Source organism: Puia dinghuensis, assembly GCF_014642875.1.
Taxonomy (GTDB): Bacteria; Bacteroidota; Bacteroidia; order Chitinophagales; family Chitinophagaceae; genus Puia; species Puia dinghuensis.
Genome location: NZ_BMJC01000005.1, coordinates 255,376 through 267,225, shown reverse-complemented (window position 1 = coordinate 267,225; position 11,850 = coordinate 255,376). Strand labels below are relative to the sequence as shown.

The following is an 11,850-nucleotide window of genomic DNA, read 5'->3' as shown; positions in this document are numbered from 1 at the left end:
AGATTATGAAATTTCGTTCCTTACTTATATTACTGATCATCGGGCTGGCGCTGGTTCCGGTGTACTATCTCAATCGCTGGTTGCAGGGGGTGATGCGGCCCCGCGAATCGGCGGGTAGATTCTTCCTCTTCCTCTTTTCGAATTTTATACTCATCGTGGTGTATACCGTTCTTATCGTTGGACTGATGGTGAGGTTGTTTGGGCGATAATTGTATATATTTGGCGCAAAATTCAATCTATGGCATATAACCTGCTTAAGGGGAAAAAGGGAATCATATTCGGCGCGTTGGACGAAAAGTCCATTGCCTGGCGGACGGCTTTGAGATGTCACGAAGAAAGTGCGCAGCTGGTACTGACGAATGCGCCCGTGGCTTTGCGGATGGGCGAGATCAACAAATTAGCCGAAGAGGTGAAAGCTCCTGTCATCGGTGCTGATGTCACCAGCATGGAAGATCTGAAGAAGCTGTTTGAGGAATCGATGAAACATTTTGGCGGGGGCATCGATTTTGTGCTGCATTCCATCGGAATGAGTCTGAATGTGCGGAAGGGGAAGAGCTATACGGAGATAGATTATGAGTGGAACAAGAAGACGCTGGATATTTCGGCGATGTCCCTGCACCGAGTGTTGCGGACGGCCTGGGATATGGATGCGCTGAATGAAGGCGCCAGCGTGGTTGCGCTGACCTATATCGCCGCTCAGCGGGTTTTCCCGGATTACAATGAAATGGCTGATGCAAAGGCCCTGCTGGAGAGTGTGGCGCGGAGCTTTGGATATAATTATGGAATGAAGAAGAAAGTACGGGTCAATACCGTTTCGCAGTCACCGACGCGGACTACGGCGGGCAGCGGAGTAAAGGGTTTTGACGGATTTATTACCTATGCGGAGAAGATGAGTCCGTTGGGGAATGCGTCGGCCGACGAGTGTGCCGACTATTGTGTAACCTTGTTTAGCGATCTGACGAAAATGGTGACGATGCAGAACCTGTTTCATGATGGCGGGTTCTCATCGATCGGTGTGACGGAAGCGGTGATCAATCAGATGGAGAAATAAAAAAAGAGTGGCGCTCCGGAGGAGCGCCACTTTGTTAATATTCGTCTTCGTTGAAAAAGAAATCTTCTTGACTGGGATAGTCGGGCCAGATATCGTCTATTCCCTCGTAAATCTCTCCTTCGTCTTCCAACTCCTGTAAATTCTCTACTACTTCGATGGGGGCACCGGAACGAATAGCATAATCGATCAATTCATCTTTGGTAGCCGGCCAGGGGGCATCTTCCAGGTAGCTGGCTAATTCAAGCGTCCAAAACATCGTTCTTAATTTTTCGCAAAAGTAATTTTTAAAATGATTTCTCCAAATTTCTCCTTTCCTATTTTGACCAACGGAGGCCTATGTGTAAATTTTTTATCGATTCTGAGGGCTAACTTGTACGTTTGTGCTATGCGTTTACGGTGCAGCCGCCGCATGTCCTAACCGGGCGGAGTCCGGTTCGTCCATGAAGTGGACCGACATTAGAGGTGCCAAGGCAAAAAATTATTTTATTTTGCAATTTTTTGCCGCCGGCTATCGTACAACGCCGCGACTAAATTAATAGTATGTTAACAGCCAAGGGAATACAAAAATATTATGGGAATCTGTGGGTTTTGAAGGGGGTAACGGTGAATATTGCAAAAGGCGAGATCGTTAGCATTGTCGGCCCTTCCGGGTCAGGAAAAAGTACCCTGCTGCATATACTCGGCACCCTGGATGAACCGGCTTCGGGTGAGATATTCCTGCAAAATAAAAAGATCCATGACCTCAAAGGCAGGCCACTGGCGGCGTTCCGTAATAAACACATCGGTTTTGTATTCCAGTTCCATCACCTGCTTCCGGAGTTTAGCGCCCTCGAAAACGTGTGTATTCCGGGGTGGATCGCCGGCCGAAAGAAACGGGAGGTAGAAGAACAGGCACTCGAATTGCTGCGGGTACTCGGTGTCGACCATCGCATAGAGAACAAGCCCGGGGCCTTATCCGGCGGGGAACAACAACGGGTGGCGGTGGCCCGGGCACTTATCAACAACCCGGATATCGTATTCGCCGATGAGCCGACCGGCAACCTGGACACGGCAAATGCGAAGGAGCTGCATCAGCTTTTCTTCGACCTGCGCAACCGGTTTCAACAGACCTTTCTTATCGTCACCCATAACGAAGAGCTGGCCACTATGAGCGACCGGGTACTCCACATGAAGGATGGGATGATTGTTAATTGATAATCAAATTTTTATGGGGCTCTTGCGGGAGAGGATGCGTTAGGGATTGAAGCGGAAAGCCCGGAGCTGTAAGCGAGGACTTGTAGCGGAAAGCCCGACCCGAAGGGGAACGCCCAGGTCATACGCGGGGCTTCCAGGGGATCTCCGGGACCCCGAGGTGGTGGCCGATGAAGCGGGCGAGTACGAAGAAGTAGTCGCTGAGCCGATTGAGATAGCGCAGGACGAGGGGTTCGAGGAAGAGTTGTTCGTCCTGCATCCGGACACAGCATCGCTCGGCGCGGCGGCAGACACATCGAACAATATGGGCGGTAGAGACGGCAGGATGGCCTCCCGGTAAGAGAAAGGACTTCATGGGCGGGAGGTCGGCTTCCATAGCATCTATTGTAGCCTCCAGCAGTTGGAGATCGTCTTCGGAGAGATCGGGTATTTTCAACTTTGGCTCTTTCTCCGGGTCACAGGCGAGGGAGGAGCCGACGGTGAAGAGCCGATCCTGAATCTCGCGGAGCATGGTTTGGGCTTCGGAGAAGAGGGGTTCGGGGTTGGAGGCGCCGGCGAGGATGGCAGCGGCGGCATGGGCTGCAGTGGCGGTGTGTAGCTGATCGCTAAGCAACCCGATGAAGGAGTTGAGTTCATCAACAGTGCCATAGGCTTCGATGCGGAGGTTGCTCTTGGAGACTTTTGTGCCGCCAATAAGGGAGGTGGTTCCTTTGTCCCCTGTTTTGGTATAGATTCTTATAGCCATGGTATTATGGTTTCCGGTTGGGTCGCGGGGCTGGGTATTGGTGTTATGGTTTCCGGCTGGTTTGGGACCTTTGTGTTTTTGGTTGCGGCGGTTGGGGTCAGGATGGTTGGAGCGGTTGCGGTTAGGATGGTTGGAGATGTCAGGGCATTACTGCCTGTGCGTGGCGGCGGCGGTCGCTTTCTATCTCCCCGTCGCGCAACCGTACGATGCGGTGGGCGTAGTTGGCGATATCCTCTTCATGCGTGACGAGAACGACGGTGTTGCCTGCGGCCTGGATGCTGCTGAAGATGTCCATGATCTCGATGGAGGTCTTTGTATCGAGGTTACCCGTGGGTTCATCGGCAAGGATAAGGGAAGGATTATTGATAAGGGCCCTGGCGATGGCTACGCGCTGACACTGGCCGCCGGAGAGCTCATTGGGTTTGTGATGGCTGCGATCGGTGAGGCTGACCTTTTCCAGAACGTCCATGGCCCGTTGCATCCGCTGTTTTCTTGGTACGCCGGCATAGACCAGGGGCAGGGCGACATTCTCTGCTGCCGTGAGGCGGGGCATGAGGTTGAATTGCTGGAAGACGAACCCGATCTCGACATTGCGGACATCGGCAAGACTGTCGTCGGACATCTCGCTGACATCCTGGTTGTTGAGGACATATACTCCGGAGGTGGGGGTGTCGAGGCAGCCCAGGATGTTCATGAGGGTACTCTTACCGGAGCCTGAGGGCCCCATGAGGGCCACATATTCGTTTTTGAGGATATCCAGGGAAACGCCTTTTAGTACGGGAAGGGCCTGCTTGCCCATGTAATAGCTTTTGTGGATATTTTCAAGGTGTATGATGCGAGTGGGTGTCATTATGCAGGATAAGCGTTATTTTCTGATAACTTTAGGGACCTCAAAATACTGGCCGTCGGTGACGGGGGCGCAGGACAGGGCTGCTTCGCGGCTGACGGAGCCCTGGGGAATGTCTTCCCGGAGGACGTTGATCTCCGGGCTCATGTGCAGCAGGGGTTCGACGCCGGTAGTATCCAGTTCGCCCAGCTTTTCCACGAAATGGATCATCTTTTCGAGGTCCTTTTTTATGGATTCTTTCTCGCTGGCGTTGAATTCCAGGCGGGCGAGGTTAGACAGATTATCGATGAGTGCGTCGTTGACTTCCATGCCGGTGCTTTGGGACAAAAATAGCTATCTTCGCGGTCCGATGGAAAAAAAGAAAGATATTGTTATGAGCGGCATCCGGCCGACGGGATTCCTCCACCTGGGGAACTATTTTGGTGCGGTGCGCAATTATGTCCGGATGCAGGATGCTTATACCTGCTACTTTATGGTCGCCGATCTTCACGCTTTGACCACGCTGAACGAGACCAGGGAGCTGAAGGGGCATGTCCGGCGGGTGATGGCGGAGAATATTGCTTCGGGGCTGGACCCGGAGAGGGTTGCCTTTTACTGTCAGAGCCACGTGCCGGAGACTTCTGAGCTTTACCTCCTTTTGAATATGCTTGCCTATGTGGGTGAGCTGGAGAAGACGCCGACCTTTAAGGAGAAGGTTCGGTTGCAGCCGCAGAACGTGAATGCAGGGCTGCTGACCTATCCTGTCCTGCAGGCGGCAGATATCCTTTTGCACCGGGCTACCCTTGTGCCGGTGGGGAAGGACCAGGAGCAGCACCTCGAGATCGCGCGGAACTATGTGAACCGGTTCAATGGCCGATATGGGGAAGTGTTTCCCGAGCCGTATGCCTTCAACTTCGGGGAGGCGCTGATCAAGGTTCCCAGCCTGGATGGGGCGGGTAAAATGAGCAAGAGCGAGAACCAGATGGCGACGATCTATCTTGCCGATGATGATGCTACGATCAGAAAGAAGATCGCCAAGGCGAAGACGGATAGTGGGCCGGCGGTGTCCGGGGCGTCCGGGGTGGTGCAGCCTGGAGGAGAGTCCGGGGCGTCCGGGGTGCAGTCGGGAGGGGAATCCGGAGCGGGGCGGTCGGGAGGAAAGTCCGGGGCGGTGCAGCGGGGAATGATGCCCGGTATTCCAATGTCGGAAAGTGTGGCGAATCTCTTCCTGTTGCTGCGGCTGGTGAGCAGTGAAGACGTGGTGCAGAAATTTTCCGCAGACTATGAAGCGGGTACGATCCGTTATGGGGATATGAAGAAAGAGCTGGCGGAGGGGATGGTGCGATTTGTTGCCCCTATCCGGGAGAAGGCGGAGGCCATTCAAAACGATGACGCCTACCTGCGGCGGGTGATGGAGGAGGGGGCGGCCAAGGCGCGGTCGAGCGCGAAGGTGACGATCGGTCTGGTGAAGGATGCGATCGGATTGAATTATTATTGATTGGCCCGGCGGGGGAGCCGGGGGGCTGGGTTTCGCCGGGGGAGACCGGGGGGTAGGCCTGAAGAGACCGGTGAGGGGACAGGTGCCGGGGATTCGAGGGCTAGGCCTGTGGGTTCGGTGAGGGAATAGACCCTGGGGCGTCGGAGAGAGCATATTGAATTTTCTACTATGACGAAGAATAAAAAGCCCAAGCACATCGCCGTAGCGGGCAATATTGGCGCCGGCAAAACGACGCTGACCGAGATGCTGAGCAAGCATTACAAGTGGATACCGCAGTTTGAGGATGTGGACCATAATCCGTACCTGAATGATTTTTACGAGGACATGCCGCGTTGGTCCTTTAACCTGCAGATATTCTTTCTCAACAGCCGCCTCAACCAGCTGCTGGAGATACATACGGGTACGGAGACGGTGATACAGGACCGCACGATCTATGAGGATGCACATATTTTCGCGCCCAACCTGCATGAGATGGGGTTGATGAGCAAGCGGGACTACAACAACTATTTCCAGTTCTTCCAGACCTTAAAGCGGATGGTACAACCGCCCGATCTGCTGATCTATCTGCAGGCGTCGGTGCCGACGCTGGTGGCGCAGATACAGAAGCGTGGAAGGGAGTATGAGGAGAATATCCGGCTGGATTATCTGAAGCGTCTGAATGACTTTTATAATAAGTGGATAGAGGGGTATAAAGAGGGGCCGCTGTTGATAGTGGATATCGATAAGAATAAGTTTCCGGAGAATGAGGAGCATTTGGGGGAGATTATTACGCGGATAGATTCGCAGTTGTATGGACTTTTTTAGGGGTGGGGCAGGTAGGCGTTAGCCTGGCCGGCCGGAGGCCGGCGCCCGTAGGGCCATCATTAGGGGTGGCCGCAAAAACAAAAACTCCACCGTGGGATGGAGTTAGTTTTGGCAAACAATCGAAGACCTGAGAGGCACGTGGCCTTCAAAAAAAAGTGCTGCCAAGCTCAGGTTTTTTCCCGAATAAACAAAATTTTTAACCACTTTTTTAGCTACTTTTTTTTGGCCGACACCTGGGGGAACGGATTGCCGGGGCCGGGGGGAGCTAATTGCCGGACCCTGGGGGAACGGATTGCCGCAACCGGGAGGAGCGAATTGCCCTGACCGGGAGGAGCGAATTACCATAACCGGAAGGAGCGAATTGCCGACACCTGGGGGAGCGGATTACCGGACCCTGGGGGAACGGATTGCCGCAACCGGGGGGCGCGAATCGCCAGGCCGGGTGGGCTCTTTGCCAGACGGGGTGCGTCCTATTTTTTTCCGGCTACCCGTGGGGCGGCGGCCAGGATCTCTGGGTCGACGCCGTCGGCGTATTTTTCGAAGTTGCGGATAAACCAGCCGGCTACTTCTTCCGCCATCTCGTCATAGGCTGCCGGGTCGGGCCAGGTGTTGCGAGGGTGCAGCAGCTGGTCGGGCACGCCGGGACAGGAGAGGGCCATAGCCATTCCAAAAACGGGATGCGAAGTGTATTCCACCTCGTCGAGCGCGCCTTCCAGGGCGGCGGTGATCATGGCGCGGGTATACGCCAGGGGGATACGGCTGCCCTTTCCAAAGACGCCACCCGACCAGCCGGTGTTGACCATCCAGACCTTCACTCCATGCTGCCGCATTTTTGCTCCCAGCAGTTCGGCATAGCGGCCGGGGTGCAGGGGGAGGAAGGGGGCGCCAAAACAGGCGCTGAAGGTGGGTTTGGGCTCGGTGATACCGGTCTCGGTTCCGGCAACCTTTGCCGTATAACCGGAGATGAACTGGTACATGGCCTGGCCGGGGGTGAGCCGGGAGATGGGTGGCAGGACGCCGTAGGCGTCGCAGGTGAGAAAGAAAATATTTTTTGGTGTGGGTCCGAGGGAGGGTTCGAGGGCATTACTGATATAATGCAAGGGGTAGGAGACGCGGGTGTTCTCCGTTATGGATCCGTCATCGAAATTGATGCGATCGGAACCGGGGAAGAATTTGACATTCTCGACGAGGGCGCCGGGCCGGATGGCGCGGAAGATGGCGGGCTCTTTCTCTTCCTTGAGATTGATACATTTTGCGTAGCAGCCGCCTTCGAAGTTGAAGACGTTGTCGGCGGTCCACCCATGTTCATCATCGCCGATGAGGCTGCGGCGGGGGTCGGCGCTGAGGGTTGTCTTACCCGTTCCGCTGAGGCCAAAGAAGATGGCGGTATCGCCTTTCGGTCCTCTGTTGGCCGAGCAGTGCATGCTGAGGACCTTTTTCTCGTGGGGGAGAAGGTAGTTGAGGATGGTGAAGACAGCCTTTTTTGTTTCGCCGGTGTAGCCTGTTCCTGCGATGAGGATCAGCCGGTGTTGGAAGGAGATGACGACGGCGATGTTGCTGCGTGCGCCGCAATGGGCGGCGTCGAGCTGCAGGCCGGGGGCGGAGAGGATCTGCCAGTCGGGGTGGAAGTTTTCCAGTTCGTCCTCGGTAGGCCGGAGGAACATGTTGTAAGCAAAGAGGTTGGTACTGGCTAGTTCGTTGATGACGCGGATGTTGAGCCGGAAGCGGGTGTCGGCGCAGACGTAGCAGTCGCGGACGAAGAGTTCGGGTAGCAGGTTGAGATAGGCGGTGATGGAGTCGAAGATGCGATTGAAATGGACTTCGTCGATGGGTTGGTTGAAGTCGTTCCAGTGGATGGAGCCTGATGTCAGTTCATCTTTGACGATGTAACGGTCTTTGGGGCTACGGCCGGTATAGGCGCCGGTGCGGATGACCAGCGCTCCAGTATCGTTAAGTACGCCTTCTTTGCGGCGGAGGCTGTGGCGCACGAGTTCGTGTGGTTGCAACTGATAGTGTAGAGAGTCGGAGATCTTGAGCCCCAGGCGAACCAGGTGGTCCGTGGGGATTGCGAAAACAGGCACTGACATAGAGGGCAATCGTTTGTTTACCGCAAAGCTAAAATAAATTTTTTTATAGCATGGGGCTGTGGGGGTGCGAAATTAGATATTATTAAATTTAGGGTAGGTTTGGTTAAAATATTGCTAAACTAACGGGCGTTAGTTTTGGGGAGATTTGGCGAAATGGGGGAATTTGTTGATCAATTGTATTTTTGTCGCCCGCGCCAGGGATCGGAACGGCAGCCCGGAGCAGAACGGAACGAAGTGGAGGGCTGCGAGGACTATAGTGGAGAGCCCGGCCCGGAGCCGCGGGGTTTGAGGGCTGACGGGGGAGATGCGGGGATTTGGGATAGCGGGGATGCGGCGGAGGGGGCGCCCAATAAAAGATAGTACTATGAGATATTTTCCAAATGATCCGGAGCTGTTTACGGCCAACCGGGGCAGGTTTGCGGGGGCGATGGAGCCCGGGTCGGTTGCGGTGTTTGTCAGCAACGATGAGATGCCGGCGAATGGGGATTCGCATTACCCGTTTCGCCAGAGCAGCGATCTGTTTTGGCTGACGGGTGTCTGGCAGGAAGATACGATGCTCGTCCTTTTCCCGGGCCACCCCGAGCCGAGATACCGGGAGGTGCTGGTGCTCGCGCGGCCGAACCCGATGAAAGAGAAGTGGGATGGGAAACGGCTTAGCGCCGAAGAGGGCCGGGCGATATCGGGCGTCGGGACGGTGTTGTGGACGGATACTATAGAGGGATTTTTGCAACAGTGGATACACATGGCCGATAGTATCTACCTGAACACGAATGAGAATGACAGGAAGCGAGGACCTCTTATTACGCGAGAATACCGGTTCATCCGGGAGATGAAGGAAAAGTTTCCGCTTCACGATGTCCGGCGCGCGGCTCCGGTGCTTCGGCGATTGCGGGCCATAAAGAGCGCGGCCGAGGTGGCGCTGATGCAGCGGGCGGCGGATATCACGGGGGAGACGTTCCGCCATTTGTTGCATTTTATCCGGCCGGGAGTAATGGAGTATGAGATCGAGGCGGAGATCTGGCGGGGCTTTATTTCGCGGCGCAGCCCGGGGCCGGCGTACGAAAGTATTATTGCGAGCGGGGATTCGGCAAGAACGCTACATTACATTGCTAATAACGGCGAGTGCCGCGATGGGGAGCTGGTGCTGATGGATTTTGGCGCGCAGTTTGGAGGGTATAGCGCCGATCTGACACGTTCGGTACCGGTGAACGGGCGGTTCACGCGGCGACAGGCGGAGGTGTATAATGCTTGCCTTGCCGTTCAGGAGTTTGCTAAGGGGCTGTTGCGGCCCGGGTTGTTGCCGGCGGATTATGTCCGGCAGGTGGGGGAGGAGACGGCGCGTCAGCTGGTTCGCATCGGCTTGTTAACAGAAGCAGATGTTAAAAATGGGGGGCAGGAGAGTCCGGCGCATACGAAGTATATGTATCATGGCGTTTCGCATCACCTGGGCATCGATGTGCACGACCTGGGGCCGCGCCATGAGCCTTTTCGCGAAGGGATGGTGCTGACGGTGGAGCCGGGTATCTATATCGAGGAGGAACAGATGGGGATAAGGATCGAGAATGATGTGTGGATCACGGCGGATGGGGTGGTGGATCTGATGAAGAAGGTGCCGATTACGGTGGAGGAGATAGAGGGAGTGATGGCGCATCAGAGCGGACCACGGGGCCGCTGACCGAAGGTCGGACAAATAGATCGGGCGCGCCGGAGGTTTATTTTCGGTGGGGAAACCGGAGGCGCGATCCAAATAAAGTCATAATTTTCAGGCATGAAGCATTATATACCGAACCTTTTCACCTTGCTGAATTTGTTTTTTGGATGTATTGCGGTGATCCTCATCCTGCAGAACGGGATTGCGGTGTTGTACAACCCGGATGGATCGCAGTATATCAGCATGCCGGAGCGGGTAGGGATGGCCTCGCTTTTCATCGGTCTGGCGGGACTGGTAGATTTTTTTGACGGACTGGTGGCGCGCTTGTTCAAGGCGACCTCGCCGCTTGGCAAGCAGCTGGATTCGTTGGCCGACCTGGTGAGCTTTGGTGTGGCGCCGGGGATGATCCTGTACCAGTTGTTGCGCCTGAGCTTCGCCAGCCAGGAAGATGGGCTCGATGTATCGGTGGGTTGGTTGTTACCGGCATTGCTCTTCCCCTGCTGTACGGCGTACCGGCTTGCGCGCTTTAACATCGACGAGTCGCAGGCCTATGGTTTTAAGGGTATGCCGGCGCCGGCTGCGGGTCTGCTGATCGCGTCGCTGCCACTGATCTCCTGGTATACGACGAGCCCGACGGTGGCGGCCCTGATCGTTAACAAATGGGTGTTATATGGCCTCATCGTGGTGGTGGGCTGGCTGATGGTGAGCAAGCTGCCGCTGATGGCGTTGAAATTTAAAGATTATGGCCTGCGGAACAACCTGCCGAAGCTGGCGCTGCTGGTGCTGGCCTTGCTGGCGGCGGTGTTTTTGCGATGGCTGGCGGTGCCGGTGGTGTTCGTCATTTATATTATTGTATCTTTGGTGGTCGCCCAACCCCAACGCGAACCACAGGTTCGCGGGCCGAAGGCCAATCATTAGATGCTTTGGGCCCGAGAGGTATTTTTAACAGGAGCTCGAGGGACCAAAGCAACCTGTCGGGGGGCATAAATAAAAAAACTATGACGTATTCGGTTCAGGTGAAGGTTATGCCGTTAAAGGAATTATTAGACCCGCAGGGAAAGGCGGTGATGGGTGGTTTGCAGAATCTGGGGATCAGGAGCGTGAATGATGTGCGGATCGGGAAGAATATCTACCTGCAGATAGAGGCGGGTTCTGCTGAAGAGGCGAAGAAGATTGCGGAAGAGGCGGGGCAGAAGCTGCTGGCCAATCCTGTTATGGAATACTTTGAGATCTCAGTGAATTAATGTTATATATCGTTCCATCTCCTATCGGCAATCTGCAGGATATTACGTTGAGGGCTTTGGATGTGCTGAAAAGCGTCGATCTGATCCTGGCGGAGGATACGCGAAATTCTTCCCGGTTGTTGAACCATTATCAGATAATCAAGCCCCTCTCACCGTATCACCAGCACAACGAGCATAAGGTGTTGCATCATCTGGCAGATCAGCTGGTGCAGGGCAAGAAGATAGCGCTGTTGACGGATGCGGGTACTCCGGGTGTGTCAGACCCGGCTTTTTTATTGGTGCGGGAATGTATCCGGGTCGGTGTAAAGGTGGAGTGTTTGCCGGGAGCGACGGCGTTTGTTCCGGCGCTGGTGAACAGTGGCTTGCCGATGCACCGGTTTTGTTTCGAAGGTTTTTTGCCGGTGAAGAAAGGACGGCAGACGTTGTTGAAGCAGCTGGCTATCGAGCAGCGGACGATGGTTTTTTATGAGTCGCCGCTGCGGCTGGTGAAGACGCTCGAGGAACTGGCCGGGTATTTCGGTGATGAGCGGCAGTGTTGTGTGAGCCGGGAGTTATCGAAGCTATATGAAGAGAATCGCCGGGGGACGCTACGGGAGGTGTGTGCGCATTACCGGGAGAAGGGGGTGAAGGGGGAGATCGTTATTGTTGTGGAGGGGGTGGATGGACGTGGGAGGATGAGGCCGGCGGGTGAGGATTTGCCGGGACCGGAGGAAGAGGATGAGGTGGGGGATGAGGCTGGCGAGTGAGGTTTGT

The 11,850-nt window shown here is 55.2% G+C and carries 14 protein-coding genes; 9 read left to right on the top strand and 5 right to left on the bottom strand.

What is annotated here, in order from left to right; all coding sequences use genetic code 11:
* Positions 1–5 precede the first annotated feature (5 nt).
* Together IEY39_RS22840 and IEY39_RS22835 are read left to right on the top strand one after the other, a co-directional pair.
* Positions 6–209, top strand: coding sequence for a hypothetical protein (locus IEY39_RS22840; RefSeq protein WP_188936066.1), 204 nt, complete (start codon positions 6–8; stop codon positions 207–209).
* A 29-nt stretch (positions 210–238) separates the two neighbouring features.
* Positions 239–1,051 carry an enoyl-ACP reductase FabI gene (locus IEY39_RS22835; protein WP_188936064.1) on the top strand — a complete coding sequence of 271 codons (813 nt, stop codon included), beginning with the start codon at positions 239–241 and terminating at the stop codon, positions 1,049–1,051.
* 34 nt (positions 1,052–1,085) lie between these two features.
* Here the strand turns inward: IEY39_RS22835 and IEY39_RS22830 are convergent, their stop codons facing one another.
* Entirely contained in the window at positions 1,086–1,307 is a 222-nt protein-coding gene (locus tag IEY39_RS22830; RefSeq protein WP_039131553.1) for a DUF2795 domain-containing protein, read from the bottom strand.
* Between the two features lie 284 nt (positions 1,308–1,591).
* Here IEY39_RS22830 and IEY39_RS22825 point away from each other — a divergent pair, with 284 nt between their 5' ends.
* Positions 1,592–2,245 (top strand): ABC transporter ATP-binding protein, encoded by a 654-nt coding sequence (locus IEY39_RS22825; protein WP_188936063.1) that lies wholly within the window; start codon positions 1,592–1,594, stop codon positions 2,243–2,245.
* A gap of 118 nt (positions 2,246–2,363) precedes the next feature.
* On the opposite strand, the gene IEY39_RS22820 is transcribed toward IEY39_RS22825, so the two are convergent.
* The 3 genes from IEY39_RS22820 to gatC form a co-directional block, all read right to left on the bottom strand.
* Positions 2,364–2,987 (bottom strand): cob(I)yrinic acid a,c-diamide adenosyltransferase, encoded by a 624-nt coding sequence (locus IEY39_RS22820; RefSeq protein WP_188936061.1) that lies wholly within the window; start codon positions 2,985–2,987, stop codon positions 2,364–2,366.
* Positions 2,988–3,126: 139 nt separating this feature from the next.
* A complete protein-coding gene (locus IEY39_RS22815; RefSeq protein ID WP_308423256.1) occupies positions 3,127–3,837 on the bottom strand; it encodes an ABC transporter ATP-binding protein in 711 nt (236 codons plus the stop codon).
* A 15-nt stretch (positions 3,838–3,852) separates the two neighbouring features.
* Positions 3,853–4,143, bottom strand: coding sequence for an Asp-tRNA(Asn)/Glu-tRNA(Gln) amidotransferase subunit GatC (gene gatC / locus IEY39_RS22810; RefSeq protein ID WP_188936059.1), 291 nt, complete (start codon positions 4,141–4,143; stop codon positions 3,853–3,855).
* 40 nt (positions 4,144–4,183) lie between these two features.
* Here gatC and trpS point away from each other — a divergent pair, with 40 nt between their 5' ends.
* Both trpS and IEY39_RS22800 read left to right on the top strand, forming a co-directional pair.
* Positions 4,184–5,311 (top strand): tryptophan--tRNA ligase, encoded by a 1,128-nt coding sequence (trpS, locus tag IEY39_RS29905; RefSeq protein ID WP_229689039.1) that lies wholly within the window; start codon positions 4,184–4,186, stop codon positions 5,309–5,311.
* 168 nt (positions 5,312–5,479) lie between these two features.
* Positions 5,480–6,115 carry a deoxynucleoside kinase gene (locus IEY39_RS22800; RefSeq protein ID WP_188936057.1) on the top strand — a complete coding sequence of 212 codons (636 nt, stop codon included), beginning with the start codon at positions 5,480–5,482 and terminating at the stop codon, positions 6,113–6,115.
* 470 nt (positions 6,116–6,585) lie between these two features.
* Here IEY39_RS22800 and pckA read toward each other — a convergent pair whose 3' ends face one another.
* A complete protein-coding gene (gene pckA, locus IEY39_RS22795; RefSeq protein WP_188936056.1) occupies positions 6,586–8,202 on the bottom strand; it encodes a phosphoenolpyruvate carboxykinase (ATP) in 1,617 nt (538 codons plus the stop codon).
* A 364-nt stretch (positions 8,203–8,566) separates the two neighbouring features.
* Between pckA and IEY39_RS22790 the strand changes: the two genes are divergently transcribed.
* The 4 genes from IEY39_RS22790 to rsmI all read left to right on the top strand — a co-directional run bounded on the left by IEY39_RS22790 (position 8,567) and on the right by rsmI (position 11,843).
* Positions 8,567–9,877, top strand: a complete 1,311-nt coding sequence (locus tag IEY39_RS22790; RefSeq protein WP_188936053.1) for an aminopeptidase P N-terminal domain-containing protein — start codon at positions 8,567–8,569, stop codon at positions 9,875–9,877.
* A 93-nt stretch (positions 9,878–9,970) separates the two neighbouring features.
* On the top strand, positions 9,971–10,771 hold the full coding sequence (locus tag IEY39_RS22785; RefSeq protein WP_188936051.1) for a CDP-alcohol phosphatidyltransferase family protein: 801 nt from the start codon (positions 9,971–9,973) through the stop codon (positions 10,769–10,771).
* A gap of 80 nt (positions 10,772–10,851) precedes the next feature.
* Positions 10,852–11,097 (top strand): phosphoribosylformylglycinamidine synthase subunit PurS, encoded by a 246-nt coding sequence (gene purS / locus IEY39_RS22780; protein WP_188936050.1) that lies wholly within the window; start codon positions 10,852–10,854, stop codon positions 11,095–11,097.
* Positions 11,097–11,843 (top strand): 16S rRNA (cytidine(1402)-2'-O)-methyltransferase, encoded by a 747-nt coding sequence (gene rsmI / locus IEY39_RS22775; RefSeq protein ID WP_188936049.1) that lies wholly within the window; start codon positions 11,097–11,099, stop codon positions 11,841–11,843. The genes purS and rsmI overlap by 1 nt, the downstream gene beginning before the upstream one ends.
* Positions 11,844–11,850 lie beyond the last annotated feature (7 nt).